The following is a 22,592-nucleotide window of genomic DNA, read 5'->3' on the forward strand; positions in this document are numbered from 1 at the left end:
TTTTTTCTGAAGTAGAAAAGCAATGAAACTCTTAGAATCACCTGAATCTCCTGCAGATGCACCTGCTTTTGATTCTGCTTTGGCGTGCCTGATTATGCTGGCGCGTTTTCATCAGGTGGCGATTGAGCCTGAACAAATTAAGCATCAGTTTGCGGGTGAATCGGGCCTGTTAAGTGAATCCGATGTATTGCGAGCGGCGAAACAATCCGGATTAAAAGCCAAGGCGGTTGATACGCGCTTCGATCGCTTGGATCGCACCCCTTTGCCTGCGATGGCGCAGCGCTTGGATGGCCGCTGGGTGATTTTGGCCAAGGTCGATGCCAAGAGCGATCCTGCCGTGTTATTCCATGATCCACAAAGCGGGCGGCCCGAGTCTTGCTCTAAAGAAGAGTGGCAGGCTTTATGGTCAGGTCGGCTGATTTTGTTTACTTCCCGCGCCAGCTTAGCAGGGGACTTGGCCCGTTTTGATTTCTCATGGTTTATCCCTGCCGTGGTGAAGTACCGAAAATTGCTCGGCGAAGTGTTGTTGGTATCGTTTTTTCTACAGCTATTGGCTTTGGCTACGCCGCTGTTTTTTCAGGTGGTGATGGATAAGGTGCTGGTGCACCATGGTGTGACAACCTTGGATGTGATTGCCATCGGCCTATTGGTGATTTCTTTGTTTGAAGTGGGAATGACCGGGCTGCGTACCTATGTCTTTAGCCACACCACCAATCGGATTGATGTGGAGCTGGGCGCTAAGCTGTTTCGCCATCTGCTGGCCTTGCCTTTGGCTTACTTTCAGGCGCGGCGGGTAGGAGATTCGGTAGCGCGGGTACGCGAGCTGGAAAACATCCGCAACTTTTTGACTGGCCAAGCGCTGACTTCGGTGCTGGATCTGTTCTTCTCTGTGGTGTTTCTGGCGGTGATGGCTTACTACAGCTGGTGGCTCACCTTAATTGTGCTGGTGTCTTTGCCCTGCTATATCGGCCTATCGGTATTGATTACCCCGGTATTAAAAGCCCGCTTAGATGAGAAATTTGCCCGTGGTGCGGAAAATCAATCCTTCCTTGTAGAAATGGTTAGCGGGATTGAAACAGTCAAATCAATGGCCGTCGAGCCGCAAGTCACTCGCCGCTGGGATCAGCAGTTGGCGGCTTATGTGGCTGCAGGTTTTAAAGTCGCCAACCTCGCCAATATCGGCAGTCAAGGTGTCAACCTCATTCAAAAAATTGTTACGGTGGCCACCATGTGGATGGGGGCGAAGCTGGTGATTGAAGGGAAGTTGACGGTTGGGCAGCTCATTGCTTTCAATATGCTGGCAGGCCGGGTGGCGAGCCCAGTGATGCGTTTGGCGCAGCTGTGGCAGGATTTTCAGCAGGTGGGCATCTCGATGCAGCGCTTGGGGGATATCTTAAATACCCGCAGTGAAATTAATCAAAGTCGGGCGCAATTGCCCGCCATTATTGGTCAGATTGAATTCGATCAAGTGCACTTTCGTTACCGTGCAGATGGCCCGGAAATCTTGCGTGGCATTAATTTAAGTATTAAAGCCGGTGAAGTAATTGGCATTGTTGGGCGTTCTGGCTCTGGCAAAAGTACGCTGACCAAACTTTTGCAAAGGCTGTATGTGCCAGAACGTGGTCGGGTGCTGATTGATGGTATTGATTTAGGCCTGACCGATCCGGCATGGCTACGCCGCCAGATTGGCGTGGTCTTACAAGAAAATCTGCTGTTTAACCGCAGCATTCGCGACAATATCGCCTTGGTTGATCCGGGTATGGGCATGGATAGAGTGATCCATGCCGCCAAGCTTGCTGGTGCGCACGATTTTATCGTTGAGTTGCCAGAGGGCTACGACACCGTGGTTGGAGAGCATGGCAGTGGCTTATCTGGCGGGCAAAAACAACGCGTCGCCATTGCCCGAGCTTTGGTCAGCAATCCTCGGATCTTGATTTTTGATGAAGCAACCAGTGCGCTGGATTATGAATCAGAGCGGATTATTCAGAACAATATGAAAGCCATCTGCCAGGGGCGCACGGTACTGATTATTGCCCATCGTTTATCGTCAGTCAGGGATGCACATCGGATTGTGGCGATGGACAGAGGACAGATTGTGGAGGAAGGGCCACATCAGGAGTTGATGCAAAAGCCGGATGGTTATTACGCTCGTTTGCATGCGATGCAGGCAGGGTGAGTGTTGTTGGTTTGAAAGTTGTGATATTTATGATTTCTTAATTGAAATGGTGATCGATGATAAATAGGAGTGGGTTGGGATACATTGATAATTGTTTTGCTGTTCAAAGATTGAAAGGTTTTTATTGTAAGATCCGATCTGCCGCTGCGTTGAATGAGTTTGTTGTATTGCGGGTTTCGTGATTTTAGGATCAAAAATGAGAAATCTTTATTTGCGGTATTGTTCTTATATTTTTGTATATCTATGTTTGATTTTGTCTGCATGCGGGGGTGGTGGTGATTCGCCTTCATCCAGCATGCCGGCCTCCCCTCCTACTTCTGTTGCCGCTGGCTTGCCTCAGCCTAGCGCTGTATATATTTCTGAGATTTCATCCAGTGATGCTGACGGTTCAGGTGTATGGATTGAACTTTATAATAGCAGCAATGTTAATGTTTCTTTGAATGGTTTTAGTGTACGCGTTTCCGGTTTAGACGATTCGCTTATTCAATATAATTTACCTCGAGATTTGCAGATTAAAGCAGGTGGGTATTTATTGCTTGCGGAAAAAGGTAATGATGCGCAGCCTAATACCGATCAGATTGCATATCTTGATCATTTCTCTAATTTGGCTTTATTAGGTAGCAATGGTGTTCTTGAGTTGCTCAAGGAAGGCGTGACGCAGGATTTTGTTCGCTTCGGAAGCAGCAAGGTGATTCCTCAAAGCGCTGGGCTTGGGCATGGAGATAATATTATTGTTAAGCCTTCTTACGGGCAGTCTTTAGCCAAGCAGGCGGGGCAGTGGGTGCTGGTTTCTTTTGCTACGCCGGGTGGGGTTAATGATGTGCTTGCAACGGCGACAGACGCAGATAATGATGGAATCCCAGATAGCGCGGAGGTGCCGGGTGGAACATTTGCAGGAATTGATTATTATGGAATGGGTGCAAGAGTAGCGCAGCCGGATATTTTTATTCAAATTGATCATATGAAATCTAATGATCCAGGAGTACTGCCTGTTAAAGATGCGCTACAAAAAGTAGTCGATGTGTTTAAAGCCCGTAATATTTCGGTACATTTCGATTCGGGCAGTTTATATAGTAATGAATTTAGCCTCGCTAACTTTAATTTGGGTGGTGGGCGGACAAGTAGAAATAATGAAGTGGCTTATCATGCATGCTTGGGTGTTAGCCAGATAAGTGATGGAATTAGTTGTGCTTCAGTTTATACGTATAAAGATCAAAATATGGATATTCGACGTAAGTCTGTTTTTCATTATCTTTTGATGGCTAATTCACAAAATATAAATGGGACAGTAAGCTCGTCTGGAAATGCGGAAAAGATAGGCAATGATTTTATTGTTACCTTAGGTGGTTGGGGATTGACGACTCATAGCGATAATGAAAAGAATAAATTAATTAATTTCCAAGCAGCAACAATAATGCATGAGCTAGGCCATAATTTAGGGTTGGATCATGGCGGGAATGATTCATTGAATTATAAGCCTAATTATTATAGTGTGATGAATTACCTTTATCAATTAATGGGTTTGGGAAGTGATCCAAAAACCACGTCTGCAGTTGAGCGATATTTCTTGGCGAAAAATACCAATGGCTTCGATTGGAATTCTGTATGTAAATTAGAGGCTGGCCCGTGCAGCAGAGATTTTAGGATGGATTATTCTGATGGTTCTGGAGCAAAGTTGGATGAAAATAATTTGAGCGAATCAGCCATGATCGGCCGAGGCTCATACGGGGCTTTTGCCGATTGGAATGTAGATCAGCAATTAAATCGAAGTAGCTATGCTTTAGATTTAAATGACGATGGTAGCAAAACGGTTTTATATGATTACAATGATTGGGCTAATCTGACTTTAGCTTTTGCGCGTGTTGCCAGTGGTAATAGCGGGGCATCGATGAAAGGGAGTATTAACGTGGCTGCAGTAAATCCGATATTGAACGATAAACAGTGTTGGTCAGTAGAAAAAGCACCATCAGTAAGCTTCATGTCGGCGGTGCGTCGTGTGCACTAAGTGGCTGTTTCTTGCCCTTTTTTCGAGTGGGCTTGCTCAGGGTGCGGCGTTGCAGATTAGTGGCGCGAGTACGATGAAACCCCTTTCGGGTGAGGTGCAATCGGCAAGGCTAGAAGCAGGGGCGGCTTACTTTACGCTGGCGGAAGGCGAGGCGGTGGTTGCGCCTTGGCCACTGGCTTGGCGTGTCTTACCTAAAGGTACGCTGCTGCTTGCAGAGCGCGCGCCACACCCCGCTGGGCCGGTGAGCCGCTTGCGATTACTAAATGGTGATCAGCCTTGGCTGGAGTTGATTGCGGGCGGCTACGCAGGGACCACCGTGCAAGATGGCTGGCGATTGGGTTTTAAAGATGGCAAGGCGTTGTTAGTGCAAGGCAATGAAAACCAGCCATTTTTAAGCAAAATGCGGATGAAAGATCAGGCTGGGGCAGGCTGGTGTTTGCGTCTGCTTGCAACGCATGAAGCGCCAAAGGTGGCGTCTGGTATGGCTCAAGAAGCGCAAATCAAAGCAGACTGGCTACGCTATTTACCGCGCAAGGGGCGCTGTTAAATGTGTGTTTAGTAGGTATTGCTTTTGCTTTGCGATATAAAGGGGCCAATGCCCAACCTTTGAGCGCGCTTTAGAATAATTGCATAAAATGTGCAGCTGGTTTTATGCAATATAATTACTCCCTACAAGGCTATTATTGATTAATTGGTATAATCAGTAATAGCCTTTTATTCTAAATATATATGACAAAATAATATTCAATTTAATTGCGTGTATTAATGCTGTGTTAATCATGCAACAAATATAATAATTAACCTATTTTGTAATAATTACCAATTCATTACGCATAAGCCAATTGCATATACCTGCTAAAACGATGCGTAAATAAGTATTAAATTAAATTGCTTGTCATTTTAATTGGGCTGTCTTGCCGTTCGTCAGAATATTAATGCCGCTTATATAAATCAATACCTAAATACCGACAGTAGAACCTTGTAAGGTATGACGGCATGATTGCCTTGGTTTTTTAAAAGGGGCATTTATGCAGCATACCCGTGGTTTTACCCTGATTGAAGTCATGATTACCGTAGCAATTATTGGGATTTTGGCAAGTATTGCCGTGCCCAGCTATCAAGATTATGTCACGCGCAGCAGGCTGATTGAGCCACAAAGTAAGCTGAGCGAGCGCCGTGTGCAGCTTGAGCAATTCTTTATGAATAACCGTACTTATCTTGGTTTTCAATGTAAACAAGATGCGGTGGGCTCAGAAAGCTTTAATCTTGATTGCAGTAATTTACAAGCCAATCAATACACCCTTACTGCTAAGGGTATAGGGAGAATGAACGGTTTTACTCTGAGCTATGATGACCAGGGCATCAAGGCCACACCTGCCGCACCCAGCGGCTGGGCGACTAGCAGTAGCTGCTGGATCAGCAAGAAATCAGGTTGCTGATGATGCTGATCAATAAATCACACCAAAATAAGCTCTACCAAGAGCAAGGCTTCACGCTGATTGAGCTGATGATTACGCTCCTGATTTTTGGCATCCTCATTGCGCTGGCGGGAGTCTCATTCCAAGGCTGGATAAAAGGCACTGAGCTGCGCACCTATGCAGAGTCATTTCAAAGTGCTGTACAGCAAGCCCGATCCGAAGCGATTAAACGTAATGGCTATGTTGAGCTGCTGCTCACCAATGATCCGGTAGGGGCCAATAATCGCCAAGCCAATGCGGTGACACAAAGTAGTAACGGTAGCGCGTGGTTGATTCGGGCCTGCCCAGATTGCGTCAATATCAATACAGAGCCTACCAATAAAGACCCCCGCTATCCTTATATTGAAGGGAAAAACGTGGCTGAAGGCAATTCGGCTCGCTTTAATTTGCAAGCGGATCAAACGCTGCTGCGCTTTGATGCCTTAGGGCGGGCGCATTCACCGCTCACCCTGATTGTGGCGGATACCGCCCAAAGAGCGGCGCTGGCTGATTGCAATAGCACGCCTGCTGACAATAGCACGGTAAAAAATCCTGCCCGTATTTGTTTGCGTGTTGATGAGGGCGGCAATGCTCGCCTGTGCATGCCAGATGCGCCTAAAAGCAATCCTGCTACTTGTGTAAGGAGTTAAGCGATGATTAGTCGTTATCAGCAACGCGGCTCCATGCTGCTTGAGTGTCTAATTGGCATCAGTATTTTTTCATTTGGTGTATTGGCCTTAATGGCCTTACAAGGCAATGCAATGCGCCATGCCAGTAGCAGTAGCACCCGCACTACCGCCACACAGTTGATTCAGCGTTTGGATGGGGAGATGCGGGTCAATATGGATAATCTGGATGATTTTCAAATGACCAGCTGCAGCGGGGCCAAAGCAGGGCCAGCAGCATCATGGGCAGAGGCCGTACGGGTCAGCCTTAGCGGCGCTCAGTGTAAGGTAGAAATTCAGGCCAATACTGCGGGCAGTACCCCTTGCTCAAGACGGGCAACCATCTCAATTGCATGGCCTGTGGCGCGCGGGGCCAATACTGGGGTTAAGGAAGGCGAGCTTGCCGGATCAAACCAAGCAATCAGTATTGCCGACATTAAAACCATTAGTGAAAACAATAATCCTTATGAAACAACCCACTTATTGTGTGGTAGCTAAGATGCAGCGCGAATCTGGTTTTGGCCTGATTGAGATGATGGTTTCTATGGTCATCGCTTTACTTGCCTCGGTGGCTATTTATCAAACATTTAATAGCAGCGAGGGATTTCGCCGCTCCACATTAGGCAATGGCAATGCCCAAAGTAGTGGTGGGATTGCTGTAATTCAAATCCAAAAAAATTTAGAGCGTGCAGGCTATGGCATTAGCGTAAATACGGCACTTAATTGCAATGTAGTTTCAAATAATGCTCAATTCAGCAATTTTCCACTTGTGCCGGTGTTGATTGAGAGCGGTGCGCGTTCAGATCGCTTGACGATTCTATATAGCAATTCTAATGCGGGAGGAATGCCTGCTTTATTTGGTGAGGCAACCAATCATAGTTATGGTGATGATCAGTTTGCCAATATATTACTGGCTGGGCAGTATAAAACCAATGATTTAGTGGTGATTTGGCCGGATTCAGGCTCTGGCGCTGCGGCAAATTGCCCCTTGTTTCAAGTGACTTGCACCAACGGCAATTGCCCTGCTGGTAATCAGCCCATTTCTACCAAGGATTTTGCCTTAGGGCATAGTGATAATGCATGGAATAGCCGCAATCAAAATGCGCCATTTCCGGAATCCCTACCTTTAAGTACCACGCGCTTAATGAATTTTGGCTCTATGGTGCGCAGAAGCTATTGCGTATATCAATCTGGCAATCCCAATGCATGCAATGGGGCAACTGATCTGAGTGATGGCAGCCTAATTAGCCAAGATGCCTTAGATGGGAAAACTGCCCTAGATGGGAAATGGAAAACCACCACGGAAAACATTATTCAACTGAAAGCACAATATGGCTTAGATACAGGCCCCGGTGCCGATCATATAGCGAATACGGTGCAAAAGTGGACCAATACAACGCCAACGGACAATAAAACATGGAAGCAGCTTATTGCAATCCGTTACGCCGTGTTAGTGCGCTCCGCTTATGCAGAAAAACCTGATCGCACTGGACAGTGTAATGCCTCGAAAGATGGGCAAAAATTTAAATGGTCAGGAGGAGATTTTGCCGAGCCAGAGAATGCCCTAGGCAGTAATACAGATTGGAAATGTTATCGCTACAGCGTGCATGAAACCGTTGTGCCGCTGCGTAATCAATTGATATTAAATCAGCCTGATTTAATTAAATAAGCAGCAAATAAAAGCGGCTTTTAGCCCTGCTGCTAGATAGGGCACGGCAGGCTGAAATACATTTTTTATGGTGCTTAAGCTGTTTCGCATAAAAATATGAATAGATATCGCTTGGCATACTCAGCAGCAAGCTAATAATGACATGCGTATTCAATATTATTTATGCGCCACAATTTAATATAAATAGCGAGTAGATATGCCAATTTCATCAAACATTAAACAAGAGCCTGTTTTAAAACAAACGGGTTTGGTTTTGCTTATTGCTTTAATTGTACTGGTTGTTATGACTCTAGGATCGATTGCCTTGGTGCGCTCAATGATAGCTAGCAATCAATTAGCCAATAATTTAGCCCTACGCCAAGGAACCACGGCAGCGGCCGATGTGGCGCTGGAAAAAGCAAGATATTGGCTAGTGGCAACGTCAATACGCCAGCCGCGTACTTTAGATCAGGAATCTAGAGCCAATGGTTATAGCCCAATAAATATTGATACCCCTGTTGAGGGTAATAATTGGGCGGCTGGAGTGGCATGGGTGTGGGCAAATCCAAATGCTGGAAATACAGCGCTGACTCAGAATACTGAAATAGCTAAAACCAGTAATGCTAATGGCTATAGCGTAGCCTATTTTATTCAAAGAAATTGCAAAACAGCAGGCCGTAAAACCCCAAATGATAGTGCTTGTGATTTGCAAAAAATGTCACCTAGTGCGCAAGAAAGTAAGTCTATTTATCAGATGACTTATCAGATTACGGTAAGGGTGCAAGGCCCTAAAGATACTGTGAGTTTTTATCAGAGCACCTTGTATTAATGCTGGCGCGTAAAGAAATATCAATGGTCATGGTTGGGGGCAGAGTGAATACACTCTAATTATTAAGTAATAAATGCTGGGGTTGGCTTCCCTTGCAGCAAACTAAAAAAAATCATCTGTGATTTTTATCGCTGGCGATTATTGCGCCTTATTGAGTTTATTTTATACCCCGCTTAGTTTCTACGGAGAAAGTGATGAAAAAAATTGCCTTTTGTATTTTGGGCTTGAGTGTAAATGCACTTGCCGCCCAGACAGCAGATCAACCTTTGTCCACATTAAGTATCGGGGATGTTAAGCCTAATGTTATGTTTGTAATTGATGATTCAGGCTCAATGGCGTGGAGTTTTATGCCTGATTCGACCAGTTCAAATAAAAATAAACCCAGTTATAGAAATGCGCAATGTAATACCGTTTATTACAACCCTAGTACGGTTTATGCTGCGCCCGTAAATGCTGATGGTAGTAGCATGCCCAATGCAACGTTTAATAATGCTTGGTACGATGGTTTTGATACGGGGGGCAGAGGTGGGCCATCCAATAAAAATACATATAATTTAGCTAATCAATTTTTTGCTTATGATAGTGTGGGTGGTGGAAATAGCGGCAATGATTCATTGCAAGCCGCTTACTATTATCATTTTAAAAGTGGTGCCGCTACAAAGAATGATTGTGATAGAGCCTCTTACAATCAATTTTGGGAAAAAAAATTAATTAGCCCCGCTGAACAGCAGAATTTTGCTAACTGGTTTAGTTATTACCGCACCCGTATGCTGATGATGAAGTCCAGCGTAGGTATTGCATTTGCCCCAGTTGGCGATCGCTACCGTGTGGGGTATTCATCTATTAATAAGCTTTTAAAGTCAAGTTATGACCGCAATAGTTTTTTAAATATCAATACCTATGACAATACCCAAAAAAATAATTGGTACAGCTTACTTTATGCCACTCCACCTGTAGGTGGCACGCCATTAAAAAAAGCACTCAATACCATAGGCCAGATTTATTCAGGAAAAATGCCTTCCTCAAGTGTGACGGATCCTATGCAATACACTTGCCAGCAGAATTTTACGATTCTGACCACTGATGGTTATTGGAATAGATTAGGGGATGAGGTCAATGTTGGGGATACGGATGCAGGAGCAGATATCCCACTACCGATGAGGGATCCTAATCGGCAGGCTAATACCCTAGCCGATGTGGCAATGTATTATTTTAAAAATGATATTCGCCCAAGTATGGAGAACAACACGCCAGGTGTAGAGGCTTTTGCTGGCGGGGCTAAGGGCCGACAAGTGATGCGCACCTATACGCTGGGGCTGGGCGTGGATGGTAAATTAAATCGCAAGGATTACCCTGATCCTTTGTCTGGCTATGTACCTTGGCCGGTGGTGGTGGGGGATACAGACAGCACGATTGATGATCTGTGGCATGCGGCGGTTAATGGCGGCGGGCAATTCTTTAGCGCCAAAGACCCAAGTGCGGTTGCCGCAGGGCTATCCAGTGCGCTGAGTGATATCGAAGCAAAGACCGCCTCCGTAGGGTCTGCTGATGTATCTAGCTCTTTTATGAGCGCTGCTGATCGCTCTATTTATTACAGCTCCTTTAAAACCGTGGTTTGGTCGGGCAATGTAGTGGCCAACACTTTAAATCTACAAACGGGGCAGCCAGACCCAATCCCACTGTGGTCTGCACAAGATGTACTGGGTGCAATGAATCCAAGTAACAGAAAGATTTACACCTGCAGTGCTACAGCATGCAATAGCTTGACTGATTTCAAAACCAGTAATAGCGCACTTAATAGTGCTTTAAACAATGGTGTTGCAAGGCTGAATACTAATAATGCCTTAAGTAGTGATCAGCAAAAAAATAACACCACTGGGGCATTAATTAATTACCTAAGGGGTGATCAAAGTAATGAATTTAAACCCGTAGCACTGAACCCTAATTCCTTGTATCGCATCCGAAGCGGGCGTTTGGGCGCAATTGTGCATGGTGGGGTGAGTTTTGTTAAAAAGCCGAATAAATCATATGCCGATGCTGGTTATGTGAACTACGTGCGCAGCAATACCAACCGGCTTGGTATGGTGTATGCCCCTGCCAATGATGGCATGCTGCATGCTTTTAGGGCAGATACGGGTGCAGAAGAATGGGCGTTTATTCCGCCTAGTGTTGTGCCTAATTTATGGCAGCAGGCCGACCGTAGCTATACCCGTGATTTTAAATACTCAGTGGATGGGGCTCCCACCATTGCGGATATTAAAGTGGGCAGCAATTGGAAAACCGTTCTCATCGGGGGCTTAAGAGGCGGTGGCGGTGAGTTTTATGCGCTCGATATTACTAACCCTAAGGTCCCCCAGCCTTTGTGGAGCTTTCGTGATACTCGCCTAGGGCAAACTTATGGGTTTCCAGTGGTGGGTAAAGTAAACGGCCAATGGAAAGTGCTGCTTAGCAGCGGTTACGATAATAGCGACGGTAAGGGTTATGTGTTTGTGCTGAATGCGGGCACTGGGGTACTGGAGCAAACGCTATCAACTTCTTGCGTCAATAGTGGCGCTACGGCAGGTGGGCGCTGTGGCATCGCTAAAATTGGCGTATTGATGCAGCGTCAAAATGTGGACGATAGTATTTTGATGGCTTATGCAGGTGATTTGGCAGGTAATCTTTGGCGCTTTAAGCTGGGCGATGGCAGCAGCCAAGCGATCAAAGTGGCCCAAACGGGCACGGATGCAGTACGCCAGCCAATCACGACTGCACCCGTGATTGTTCCTCATGATGTAAATAGCGCTACGCCCATGCATTACCTGACGTTTGGTACGGGGCGTTATTTAAATCAGGCCGATATGGTTAGCAGTGATACCCAAACGTTTTATGGGCTGATTGTGAATGCTGCAAGCACCATTATGGATAATAGCTTTGCGGCCCTGCGGACTTCATCGGCTTTAAGCCCGCTGGTCTTAGAAAAAACCTGCGATAAAACCATTAAAGATAATCTGGGTGGCAGCGTAGGGATGATAGACACGGTGGATACTGGCAATTTATCGGATAAATGCAGCTCAACTTCCGATTACGACACCATCACTTTAAAACGGGCAGCGAATCAAGTGCCAGCAGGCGATTTACTATCATGCAAGCAACAGCTCAAAGGCTGGCGGGCGGATATGATGTTTACCAAAGAGCGGCTTAGCAATGATCCCGTTGTTCTGGCAGAAACAGCCCGTTTTTCTACGAGTATTCCAGGCGGTGACGTGTGTACCGCAGGCGGTGTGGGGCGGCAATATACCTTGCCTTTAAATATCAGCAAAGATTGGCTGTGCTCTAACCCATCAACCGATCAGTATCTTACCGTTGGCAAAAACCAAAATGGCCAAATGCTTGAAGATCCAAAACAAGTGCCTACGATTGTTACGCCAACCGACGATAGCATGCTCGTTAATCCTGATGGCTCTTTAAACACTGGGCCAGCTTTACTCAACCCCCAGCTTAAAGGCCGCCGTAGCTCTTGGACTGAACTCGTACGCTAAATTAAAACCCCCACTGCAATGGCCATTGCAGTGGGGGTTTTTTTATGCGCAGGCGCTTTTTAAAGTGTTAAATAAAATAATTCAACACCCCGTCTAATCCCACCTGATTAATGCAATACGGCGCTTCACGTTGTACCAGTGGTTTAGCGTGGCAGGCTACGCCAAAACCGGCGGCTTTGAGCATGGGTAAATCATTGGCTCCATCGCCCATGGCAACCACTTGATCGCTGCGCAATCCTAACTCTTCTCGGTATTTGATTAGCTCAGCTTGTTTGCGCTCTGCGTCCACAATATCGCCGAGCACTTTGCCTGTGAGCTTGCCGTTTTCTATTTCTAAAACATTGGCAATAGTGCGGGATAGGCCCAGCCTAGTTTGTAGTTTTTCGGTGAAAAAGCTAAAGCCGCCGGAAATAAGTAGCGTTTTAGCGCCCGCCGCATGAAAGCCTTTGAGCATGGCCTCTGCGCCGGGCATAAGCTTTAATCTTTCGGTATAAACCCGCTCTAAAGCGCTTTCATCTAAGCCTGCCAGCAGCGCCACACGGAGGCTGAGGCTTTCTTTAAATTCGATTTCACCGCGCATGGCGCTGGCGGTAATTTCAGAAACTTGGCTCTTTATGCCCTGCATATCGGCAATCTCATCGATACACTCGATAGTGATCAGCGTGGAATCCATATCCATCACCACAAGGCCAATATCCCGCACGCTGGTGTCTTCGGGGATAAAAGCAAAATCAAGCTGATTGGATTCGCAAAAATCCGCTACAGCTTCTTCATTGCTGATATCTGCACCCTGTAAACGAAACGCTTGCTGGTGAATGGCCTCGATGCTATGCGCACCAGATAGGCGAGTGAGTTGTTTCAGATTTTGGGTGGCGATTTCTGGCGCTTGGATAACAAGACGAAACATAGGAGATTCTCTGCAGGCATTTAGCGAGGGGCTTGATTGTAACCTTGCTTGGGCAATGCAGCAAAAAGAGGCTTTATTCTTGTAATATTTTTAAAGCGGCTAGATTAACGGAGACGCACGATGTCTTGCCAAATACCTTGGCTAAGTTTGGGTTTGCGTGTTTGGTAGGCAGAAGAAAAAGTGAGGAATAAATTGCGGACTAAAAAGGGCGGGGTTAATTCTTATATGGTTTTTGCATATTCTGGCTGTGCTTTTAGGCTAAGGATACTTTGGCGCTTGGCAGAAACTTAAACCCGTACCATTTTTTAAGGTGCTGGAATAGGCGTCTCCCTTATCAAAGCAAAGCTTGAGGCTTTCTTTGGCTGCAGAGGGCAAGCTGCAGAGGGAGAGGTGAAACAGCTCAGAAGAAAGAGGCGTTTTATGGTGCAGGCTCACTAACTAGCTTTCCTTAGCATAGTGCGCCTCTTCTTCTTGGCTAGATTTTGCGCTTATTTAGCCGCTTATGCGCCACAGCACTTTTTAAACTTTTTGCCGCTGCCACAGCTGCAAGGATCATTGCGGCCAATTTTAGGCTGGGTATGCACCACGGTTTCTACCTTGCCAAATTGTTTATTCAGCCACCAGTGCAGCACGTCTTCAATCAGCCATGGCAGCTCGTCAATCAGCGTGTCACGGGCTTTAATGCTTAATACTTGTTCTTCATCATCGGGATGATGGCCTAGCTCTAAGGTCAGAATCTTGGCGACAACTTCGTAAAGGTCTTCGTTTTCATCCAGCGTGTCTTGCCAGAGGTCTTCACGCAGCAAAATACCGGCTCTAAAGCCCGATGCCCAGTAAGCGCCAAGGGTTTCACGCCATTTTTCATCGATGCCTTCATCTTGCAGCACGATAGGCACATACATCGGCTCTTCGGTTTCTTTATTCCTAGCTTTCAGTGAAAACGCGGCTTGAATGGCGGCGTGGTGACGTTGGATAAGACCGATGATCTCGTCTTTTTCTGCAGCGTCTTTAAATTCTGGCGCTTGGCCTTCAAAAATATGCGGCAGCCATTCATCTTCAGGCGCTTGTTCTGGGCTGATGGCGAGGGCAACAAAGAAGCCATCGAGCATTTCCAGATCCATCGTCTCTGCGCCAGTGGCTTCAGACATTAAAAACGCATCTAGGCGTTCAAGTTCGGCTTGCTTTAGTGCGGACATGCTGTATTTCCAATTCAATTAAAAAAGTTGCTTGCTTAAAACTCAAATCTTAAAACACGGAGGGCACAGAGAGCACGGAGTCTCACGGAGAAAGCCAAATTTATAGGGCTAATGCGGATGTGCCCCACTCTAATAACCATGACTGATTGAATCGATTTTCTCTTAAGTCATTTGTGGTCATGGTTTTCTCTGTGGAACTCTGTGTCCTCTGTTATTCAAGATTTGGGTTTGTTTTTTTAAAAATTAATTCCCACCTCGTAGCAATCCCAATAACGCTGCGGTGTCCATTTTTCCTGTGGCGTCCCCACCTTCGAGTAGGCTGTCGGCGAGGTCGCGTTTTTCGGCGTGCAGATTAATAATTTGCGCTTCGATGGTGTCTTTGGCCACCAAGCGGTAAATGGTAACGGGCCTAAGTTGGCCCATACGATGGGCTCGATCCGAGGCTTGGTCTTCAACCGCCGGGTTCCACCATGGGTCTAGGTGGATCACATAATCGGCGGCGGTGAGATTTAAACCGGTGCCACCCGCTTTTAAGCTGATCAAAAACACATCGCCTATCCCTGCCTGAAAAGCATCGACGCGTTTTTTGCGCTCCATAATTGGTGTGCTGCCATCCAGATACTGGTAGCTGATGCCTTTTTCTTCCAGCCATTCACGCACAATCGCCAGATGATCGACAAACTGGCTGAAAACCAGCGCTTTATGTTTGTTTTCAAGCAGCTCTTCGGTAATTTCAGCAAAGGCGGCGAGTTTACTCGCAGTGAGCGTGGATGTGGGCAGTACCAGCTTAGGATTGCAGCAAAAGCGGCGTAGACGGGTGATTTCGGCCAGTACCCGCATGGCTTTGTTTTCGTCCGCACCCGCTGAGTCGAGTTTTTCTACCGCTTCTTGGCGTAGTGCCTCGTATAAATGGCGCTCGTCTTTGGATAGCTCAACGTGTAGTGTGATCTCGGTGCGCGGCGGTAGTTCGCTGAGCACTTGTGTTTTGGTGCGGCGCAGGATAAACGGTTGGATCAGTTTTTTCAAATGCCCGCGGGCGGTTTTGTCGCCGCGCTCTATCGGGCCGCTAAATTTACTGGCGAAACGCTCTTTTGATCCAAGCAGGCCAGGGTTGATAAAGCGGAATAAATTCCACAGCTCGCCAAGGTGGTTTTCTACCGGCGTGCCGCTGGCAATGATTTTGAAATCGGCATTCAGTGCCATCGCGGCTTGGCTGCGTTTGGTGGCGGAATTCTTAATCGCCTGCGCTTCGTCCAGTACCACGCTATGCCAGTGTTGGGCGGCAAAGGCGTCGCTATCTTGCTGCAACATGCCGTAGCTGGCGACCACTAAATCAAAGGGGCCTAAATCTTTTAGCTCACGGTTGTTGTGATAAGTCTGCACCTTTAAGGTTGGCGCAAAGCGGATGGCTTCGGCCTGCCAGTTCAGCGCCACCGAGAGCGGGGCAATCACCAGCGCTGGGCCTTGCGGTGCACGGGTGAGCAGCAGCGCGAGGCATTGCACGGTTTTGCCCAGACCCATATCGTCGGCAAGGCAAGCTCCGACCCCCCATTGGGCGAGGCGGGATAACCATTGAAAGCCTTCTAACTGATAATCGCGCAGCTCGGCTTGTAAGGTGCTAGGCACTTTAGGTTGGAAATCTGCCAGTGAATCTAGCTTGGCTACCTGCGCCTGCCACTCGGCATCGCTTTGCAGATCACCCACTTCACCGGCCAGCTCGGCCAATAGCGGCGCAGTGAGTGCGCTGATTTTTAGCCCATCTTTGCCCATTTCGGCCAGTACGCGTAATTCATCTAGGCGTTTTTTAAAGGCTTCGGTCAGGGCCAGATAATCGCCATCGCCCAACGGCAAGAAGCGGCCTTCGGCTTTATCCATCATTTGCAAGAGTTCACGCAGCGCCAGCACGCGGCCATCGTCTAGCGTGAGCTCACCCCCAGCAACAAACCATTCGCCTTGTTTTTTAACTGTGAGCGACATTTGCGCCAGGCCACGCGTGCTGTTTAGGCGGAAACGCTCGCCTTCAGGCCACACCAGTTGCAGCGTATCGTCGCCAAAGGTTTTCAGCTCGGCCAGTAATTCTAGGCAAAGCTCGGGGTGGAATAGCTCCCACTCTACGCCATTTTGTTCGGCTTGGCTCAGGGTGGGCGAGCCATCGACTACCCGTTTCAGGCGTTTCTTTTCTGCGGCCAAATCGCGGGCGGCTTGTACTGCTTTGCCGTCGATTTCGCCAAGCACATTGGTACTGCCTTTGGCGGGTGTCATCCAGCTGCCACCAGCCAGCGGGCGCACTAAGAGCTGCAAACGCAGGCCTTCTTGCAGCGGTAAAAGATGGGCGTAAAGCGTGGCATCGGCGGGCACCGATTCCACATGCGCTGCCAGCTCGGGTAGATCAGAGTGAATGGCAATATGTGGGGCAATTGCGGTAATCACATCTACTAGCTGCGCTTTTGCGGCTACCGGTACGGCTAAGCCCGTGCCCAAAATACCCGCAATTTGCTTTATTTCTGGGCTGCTGCTGTAAATCACTAAGCGGGTTGGGGTTTCTTTTTTCCAAATAAATGGCGCGTTGCTCTCCATATCAGGATCGAGCTCTAGCGTGATCTGGCCATTTTTTTCTTTAAGTAGCAGCGCCACATCGCCTTTGGCAATATCGATGCGCACATCAGGCGCATCCAGCCAAAATAGCGCGGGGTGGCCGATTAAATGGCCCAGTGCCGTTTCGCCATCCAGCTCGTAATCGCTGCCGCCGTAGTAGTTGTTGTACGATTTTCTGATGCAGCTGGCCACGCGTTTATCTTGATCTGTCATTCCTGCTAGCGTGTCTTGCTCTTGCAAAAGCCGGCGCAGCGCCACAGCACGGCCCTTGCTCCAAACGCCTTTGGCGCTTTTCTTTTGCTCGCGCGGCTCAATGCGGATATCGCCGTGGCTTTCTTCGACTAGCCATGCGATCCGTGTATCGCTGGTGCTGGCTGCGCTGCCCGCTTTAAGTTGGCTTAGTGCGACTAAGGCCCGTTGCCAGCCTTCTTCGCGCACGATGGCGGAGACTAAAGGGGTGAGTTGCAGCTGAGCATGCCAGCCTGGGTAGGCCAGCGGCTTGGCAAACTGGCGGTGGATCAGTACATCTAGCTCGGCGGCAATCCATTGGTAGCCATTTTTTTCGGCTTTGTTGCGGGCGGTAATCAGCTTTTTGCACCAGCTATCGTCTACCTGACTGTCTTGCCAAAAGAGTGCGAGTGCTTCAAACAGGCCATCGCAATCGCTAGGTTGGTGCACATAGCTGGGCGAGCTGCTAATCAGCGGTACGCCTAGCACCAGATGATCGCTTAAGGGCTTGAGTGCGAGGTAGGCATAAGCGTGTTTTTGCTTATGGCCATCATCAATTTGTGCCTTGGCTAGTTTGAGGCTGGCAGGCGTGTTGTGGCCTAAGAGCGCCACAATATAAAGCAGGCCATTGGTGTTTTCTAAAAAAAACTTACGCTTGCCGCTGTCTTGTTTGTGGGCTTTAATCAGTGCTTCGTAAATCTCAACTGCAATGGCGTACTCGCCGCGTAATGTGGCTAAGGCGGCAAGGTTTTCGGCTAAAAACTGCGCGGGTGTTTTGGCTTGAATTTGCTTGAGCTGGGCCAGATCGCCCCGCAGCAGTGCATGGGTGGCCAATTGGGCAGAGAGCAGGGGCCAATCGCAAAAGCTGTGTTCAAACATGCTCAGTGCGTATTGATAGATGCTACTGCAATCGCTTAAGCTCCATGCGCTATCTAGTAAGGCATCGTGCACAAGCTGGCTTTGAATTTCATCATCTAGTAGGGAAAATAATAGCTGGCCGCTACTGCTTTCAAAAAAATGCTGCGTGAGCTGATGCGCCAAACCAAGGCGCTGCCGCCATTCACCAAGTAGCTCTAGCTGCCCACAAAAAGCCGCAAACATAACTTCACGCTGGCAAAATTCAGCATCATAGGTTTTCCATGGCGAATACTCGTGCTGCTGGGTAAATAGCTCACGCATACTGCCTACCCAGCTGGGTAGCCAGCCGGTTTGCTTTAACTTTAATAGCACCGGAAAAGTGTGTTCGTCTTCCAGTGCATAGCCCATGCCCACTTGCAGGGCGATGGCTTTTTGCAGCATCAGACGGGCAAGGCATGCTTTGATCTTCGGCGGATCATAAGCCGTGCCATCGGCCATTTTTTCTTTACGCAGCGTCAGTAGCAAGACCATCCGCGCCTGAGTGACGGGCTCTTGTAACAATGCCATGGCATAAAGCAGCGGCAGATCGTCAGAATGAATTGCTGGAAGAGAGTTCGGCATAGTGGCTTGTTGTGGGTAATGTGAGTATTAAAGTAATGGCTAGAGCACGGCTTGGGCAACGCTGACCTTTGGGGTTTATCGTGCCCACGTGTCATGCAACACAATCATATTGCGTGGGCACATAGGCGGGCCACCCTAAGATCGATCAATGGCTTAGCTCATGTAGCAGCTCTTTTACCCTTACCACGCGCAAGGTGCTTTCTGGCCAATTGCCTTCTACACGTAATTTATCTTGGCCGCTCATTTTGTAATTCTTTTTGTTTTGGATGAGTTTGATGATTTTCATCGGCTCGATCACAGTATTGGTGGTAAAGCTCAGCACAATAGCTACATCGCTGGCGTCGATTTTGGCGATGCCCAAGCTGCCAGCAACCATGCGCAGGCGGTGGCAATCGAGTAGCACCTTGGCAGGCGCTGGCAAGAGGCCAAAGCGATCGATCAGCTCTTGCATGATGTCATCCAGATCGTCGTTGCTTTCACAATGGGCTAGGCGTTTATACAGGCTAAGCCGCTCGTTTACATCTGGGCAGTATTCGGCGGGCAGCAGTGCTGGGGCGCGCAGATTAATTTCGGTGGTGACCCCAAGCGGCTGGGATAGATCTGGCTCAATGCCTTTTTTGAGCGATTTAACCGCTTCTTTAAGCATCTGGCTATAGAGCGAGAAGCCAATTTCCTGCATCTCACCCGATTGCGAATCGCCCAGCACTTCACCCGCGCCGCGGATTTCTAAGTCGTGCATGGCCAGATAAAACCCAGCACCCAGTTCATCCATCATCTGAATGGCTTCGAGGCGTTTTTTAGCATCGCCAGACAGCGCTTCAGGCTCTGGTACCAGTAGATAGGCGTAAGCTTGGTGATGGCTACGGCCCACGCGGCCACGCATTTGGTGCAATTGCGCCAAGCCAAATTTATCCGCGCGGTTCATCAAAATGGTATTGGCATTGGGGATGTCGATCCCGGTTTCGATAATGGTGGTGCAGAGCAAAATATTAAAACGCTGCTGGGCAAAATCGCGCATCACATGCTCAAGATCACGTTCCCTCATTTGGCCGTGTGCCACGCCAACGCGGGCTTCGGGCAAGAGGGCGCTGAGTTTTTCGCGCATATTGTCGATGGTGTCGACTTCATTATGCAAAAAGAACACTTGGCCGCCGCGCTTTAGCTCACGCAGCACCGCTTCGCGGATAATGCCATCGCTAAATTTGGCCAGAAAGGTTTTAACTGCCAAGCGTTTATTGGGGGCGGTGGCAATCACAGAAAAGTCACGCAAGCCTTCTAGACTCATCGCCAACGTGCGCGGAATCGGTGTGGCGGTCAGGGTAAGTACATCCACATCGGCGCGCAACGCTTTAAGCTGCTCTTTTTGCCGCACCCCAAAGCGGTGCTCTTCGTCGATAATCACGAGGCCCAGCTTGCTGAATTCCACATCTGGCTGCACCAGCTTATGCGTGCCAATCACAATATCCACCGTGCCTTCCGCCATGCCTTTCATGGTGGCGGCGGCTTCTTTGGCGCTTCTAAAGCGGGAGATTTCTGCCACTTTAATCGGCCAATCCGAAAAGCGATCGCTAAAGGTTTGGAAGTGCTGCTCGGCCAAGAGGGTGGTGGGAACCAGCACGGCGACTTGTTTGCCACCGGTTACCGCTGCAAAGGCGGCGCGCAGTGCCACTTCGGTTTTACCAAAGCCCACATCGCCGCACACCAGCCTATCCATGGGTTTATCGATACGCATATCCACCAGCACCGCTTCAATGGCGGCGGCTTGATCGGCGGTTTCTTCAAAACCAAAGCCAGCGCTAAAGGCGGCGTAATCGTGGAAATCCCATTCAAAGGCGTGGCCCTTACGCAGGGCGCGGCGGGCGTAAAGATTAAGTAGCTCGGCGGCGGTGTCTCTGACTTGTTCGGCGGCTTTGCGTTTGGATTTATCCCAGCTACCACTGCCTAGTTTATGCAGGGGGGCGGCATCTGCGCTGCCACCAGAATAACGGCTGATGACGTGCAGCTGGCTAACGGGTACGTAAAGCTTATCGTTGCCGGCATATTCGATCACCACTAGCTCGGTTTCACCCTCGCCCAAATCCATGCTGGTGAGGCCGGAATAGCGGCCAATGCCGTGGCCTTCGTGCACCACGGCGTCGCCAATTTTTAGCTCGGATAAATCCCGCAGCATGGCATCGGTATTGCTACGTTTTTGTTGGCGTTTGCCACGGCTTTGCGCCACCATCTCGTAAAGATTGGCTTCGGTGATAATGGCCAGCGCGCCGTCGTTTAAGATAAAACCGTGGTAAAACGGCGCTGCGGTGAGTAGCACTTTATCGCGGCTGGCCTTAATCTCGGCCCAGCTTTCGATTAGCTTAGGTTTTAAGCCGTACTCAGCAAAAAACTGCGCCATGGTTTCACGGCGGCCTAGGCTTTCGGCGCAGAGCAGGATGCGTCCTTCAAAGCTGGCAATGAAATCTGTCAATTTGCTGATAGGGTTGTCGCTACGCCGGTCAACATTCAGGGCGGGCAGGGCGGTGGTAAAGGCAGAATCACCTGCAATAAATTCGATGCGGCGATGTTTTTTTAAGCCGCTAAATAGCGCGTCGGGCGTGAGGTAAAGATCTTTAGGCGCAAGAATTGGCCGCTCTTTATCGCCTGATAAATTTCGGTAACGATCACTGGTTTCTGCCCAGAATTGTTCGGCAGCTTGTAATAGCTCGCCGTGCTGCGCCAGCACCGCATCTTTAGGTAAGTAATCAAATAGTGTGGCCGTCTGCTCAAAAAAAAGCGGTAGATAGTATTCAATCCCCGCTGGGGTGCTTCCGTTGCCTATTTCTTTATAAATACGTGCTTTAGTCGGATCGCCTTCAAACACTTCCCTAAAACGCTGCCTAAATTGCGTGCGGCCTTTTTCATCCAGCGGAAACTCCCGCGCGGGCAGTAGGCGAATTTCCGGTACGGGGTAAAGGCTGCGCTGGGTGTCTACATCGAAGGTGCGAATGGTTTCGATGATGTCGCCAAATAAATCCAGCCGGTAAGGCAGAGTTGAGCCCATTGGGAACAAATCAATCAGCCCGCCACGGATAGAAAACTCACCTGGCCCATAGACTTGGGTAACGTGGCTATAGCCCGCAAAGGCCATGTCGGCGCGTAGTTGATCTGTATCTAGCTTTTCACCCTTTTTTAAGAAGAAGGTGTAAGCCGCAAGGTACTCTACAGGGGGCAAAACACCCATGGCAGTTTGCACGGGCACAATGACCACATCGGCTTGGTTCTGACGGATCTGCCACAGCGCAGCTAAGCGCTCCGAAATTAAATCGTGGTGGGGGCTGAAGTGATCGTAAGCTAGAGTTTCCCAGTCGGGGAATAATACGATGTTTTTTTGCGGTGCTAAAAAAGCAATCTCTTCTTTTAAGCGGCTAGCCACCTGTGCACTTGATGTAAACACCACCAGTGGATGGGCGATATTTGCATAGTGGCTTAAGGCCCAAGCATCTCCCGATCCGTGCAGGGCATTAATTTGGGCGCGTTGGCCGTTTAAAGGAAGTGCAGGTAGAGTCATGGCGGGTGGCATTCATAGAAAGCGTAGTGGCGGATTATACCCGTCCTCATGATCTTGCCAGCGCTTAAAATTGCACTAAATCGCATCTTTCCGCCTGTTGAATTTAGCTGGCTAGGCTTTAATGCTTGCAAATGTTTTAGGCCGGCTTTCAATATGCAAAGGTAAAATTTCGGTAGGCTGATGCTTTATGCCTAGGGTTTGTAGGAAATTTATGGGATTTTCCAAAAGTGTTTAGAAAGGTAGTGCTTGATTTTTTTTCGCATCTACAGAATGATGCTTACTAAAATTAGATTTACATTATTCGCATAATTAAAAGAATAAAATTCGCTCAGGGAGAGCAAT

General features: G+C 48.4%; 13 protein-coding genes. 9 read left to right on the top strand and 4 right to left on the bottom strand.

All coding sequences use genetic code 11. The features are described from left to right. Positions 1-22 precede the first annotated feature (22 nt). The 9 genes from Q0R17_RS04740 (at position 23) to Q0R17_RS04780 (ending at position 12,301) form a co-directional block, all read left to right on the top strand. Positions 23-2,176, top strand: a complete 2,154-nt coding sequence (locus Q0R17_RS04740; protein ID WP_293932606.1) for a type I secretion system permease/ATPase — start codon at positions 23-25, stop codon at positions 2,174-2,176. A 196-nt stretch (positions 2,177-2,372) separates the two neighbouring features. Next, entirely contained in the window at positions 2,373-4,181 is a 1,809-nt protein-coding gene (locus Q0R17_RS04745) for a hypothetical protein (protein ID WP_293932608.1), read from the top strand. A gap of 73 nt (positions 4,182-4,254) precedes the next feature. Then, the gene (locus Q0R17_RS04750; RefSeq protein WP_293932609.1) at positions 4,255-4,728 is read left to right on the top strand and encodes a hypothetical protein; all 474 of its coding nucleotides are present in this window, start codon (positions 4,255-4,257) and stop codon (positions 4,726-4,728) included. Between the two features lie 481 nt (positions 4,729-5,209). Beyond that, positions 5,210-5,620, top strand: coding sequence for a type IV pilin protein (locus tag Q0R17_RS04755; RefSeq protein ID WP_293932611.1), 411 nt, complete (start codon positions 5,210-5,212; stop codon positions 5,618-5,620). Beyond that, the gene (locus Q0R17_RS04760) at positions 5,620-6,288 is read left to right on the top strand and encodes a GspH/FimT family pseudopilin (RefSeq protein ID WP_293932613.1); all 669 of its coding nucleotides are present in this window, start codon (positions 5,620-5,622) and stop codon (positions 6,286-6,288) included. The genes Q0R17_RS04755 and Q0R17_RS04760 overlap by 1 nt, the downstream gene beginning before the upstream one ends. 3 nt (positions 6,289-6,291) lie before the next feature. After that, positions 6,292-6,801 carry a hypothetical protein gene (locus Q0R17_RS04765; protein WP_293932615.1) on the top strand — a complete coding sequence of 170 codons (510 nt, stop codon included), beginning with the start codon at positions 6,292-6,294 and terminating at the stop codon, positions 6,799-6,801. Next, the gene (locus Q0R17_RS04770; protein WP_293932617.1) at positions 6,770-7,972 is read left to right on the top strand and encodes a PilW family protein; all 1,203 of its coding nucleotides are present in this window, start codon (positions 6,770-6,772) and stop codon (positions 7,970-7,972) included. The genes Q0R17_RS04765 and Q0R17_RS04770 overlap by 32 nt, the downstream gene beginning before the upstream one ends. 196 nt (positions 7,973-8,168) lie before the next feature. Beyond that, positions 8,169-8,780 (top strand): hypothetical protein, encoded by a 612-nt coding sequence (locus Q0R17_RS04775; protein WP_293932619.1) that lies wholly within the window; start codon positions 8,169-8,171, stop codon positions 8,778-8,780. 194 nt (positions 8,781-8,974) lie between these two features. Then, entirely contained in the window at positions 8,975-12,301 is a 3,327-nt protein-coding gene (locus Q0R17_RS04780; protein ID WP_293932621.1) for a pilus assembly protein, read from the top strand. Between the two features lie 67 nt (positions 12,302-12,368). On the opposite strand, the gene serB is transcribed toward Q0R17_RS04780, so the two are convergent. From serB to mfd, 4 genes are all read right to left on the bottom strand, one after another. Then, positions 12,369-13,208, bottom strand: coding sequence for a phosphoserine phosphatase SerB (serB, locus tag Q0R17_RS04785; protein ID WP_293932622.1), 840 nt, complete (start codon positions 13,206-13,208; stop codon positions 12,369-12,371). A gap of 500 nt (positions 13,209-13,708) precedes the next feature. After that, entirely contained in the window at positions 13,709-14,404 is a 696-nt protein-coding gene (locus tag Q0R17_RS04790) for a UPF0149 family protein (protein WP_293932624.1), read from the bottom strand. Positions 14,405-14,647: 243 nt separating this feature from the next. Continuing rightward, positions 14,648-18,706, bottom strand: a complete 4,059-nt coding sequence (locus Q0R17_RS04795; RefSeq protein WP_293932625.1) for a DEAD/DEAH box helicase — start codon at positions 18,704-18,706, stop codon at positions 14,648-14,650. A gap of 145 nt (positions 18,707-18,851) precedes the next feature. Then, a complete protein-coding gene (gene mfd / locus Q0R17_RS04800) occupies positions 18,852-22,250 on the bottom strand; it encodes a transcription-repair coupling factor (protein ID WP_293932627.1) in 3,399 nt (1,132 codons plus the stop codon). Between the last annotated feature and the right edge of the window lie 342 nt (positions 22,251-22,592).

The sequence above is a fragment of the Iodobacter sp. genome (assembly GCF_025352645.1).
Classification (GTDB): Bacteria; Pseudomonadota; Gammaproteobacteria; order Burkholderiales; family Chitinibacteraceae; genus Iodobacter.

Bases quoted from the DNA above. Each gene is read 5' to 3' on its own strand.
- Q0R17_RS04765 (WP_293932615.1), top strand. From the start codon at position 6,292: ATGATTAGTCGTTATCAGCAACGCGGCTCCATGCTGCTTGAGTGTCTA.
- Q0R17_RS04775 (WP_293932619.1), top strand. From the start codon at position 8,169: ATGCCAATTTCATCAAACATTAAACAAGAGCCTGTTTTAAAACAAACG.
- Q0R17_RS04795 (WP_293932625.1), bottom strand. From the start codon at position 18,706: ATGCCGAACTCTCTTCCAGCAATTCATTCTGACGATCTGCCGCTGCTT.
- serB (WP_293932622.1), bottom strand. From the start codon at position 13,208: ATGTTTCGTCTTGTTATCCAAGCGCCAGAAATCGCCACCCAAAATCTG.
- Q0R17_RS04750 (WP_293932609.1), top strand. From the start codon at position 4,255: ATGAAACCCCTTTCGGGTGAGGTGCAATCGGCAAGGCTAGAAGCAGGG.
- Q0R17_RS04780 (WP_293932621.1), top strand. From the start codon at position 8,975: ATGAAAAAAATTGCCTTTTGTATTTTGGGCTTGAGTGTAAATGCACTT.
- Q0R17_RS04755 (WP_293932611.1), top strand. From the start codon at position 5,210: ATGCAGCATACCCGTGGTTTTACCCTGATTGAAGTCATGATTACCGTA.
- mfd (WP_293932627.1), bottom strand. From the start codon at position 22,250: ATGACTCTACCTGCACTTCCTTTAAACGGCCAACGCGCCCAAATTAAT.
- Q0R17_RS04760 (WP_293932613.1), top strand. From the start codon at position 5,620: ATGATGCTGATCAATAAATCACACCAAAATAAGCTCTACCAAGAGCAA.
- Q0R17_RS04790 (WP_293932624.1), bottom strand. From the start codon at position 14,404: ATGTCCGCACTAAAGCAAGCCGAACTTGAACGCCTAGATGCGTTTTTA.
- Q0R17_RS04745 (WP_293932608.1), top strand. From the start codon at position 2,373: ATGAGAAATCTTTATTTGCGGTATTGTTCTTATATTTTTGTATATCTA.
- Q0R17_RS04770 (WP_293932617.1), top strand. From the start codon at position 6,770: ATGAAACAACCCACTTATTGTGTGGTAGCTAAGATGCAGCGCGAATCT.
- Q0R17_RS04740 (WP_293932606.1), top strand. From the start codon at position 23: ATGAAACTCTTAGAATCACCTGAATCTCCTGCAGATGCACCTGCTTTT.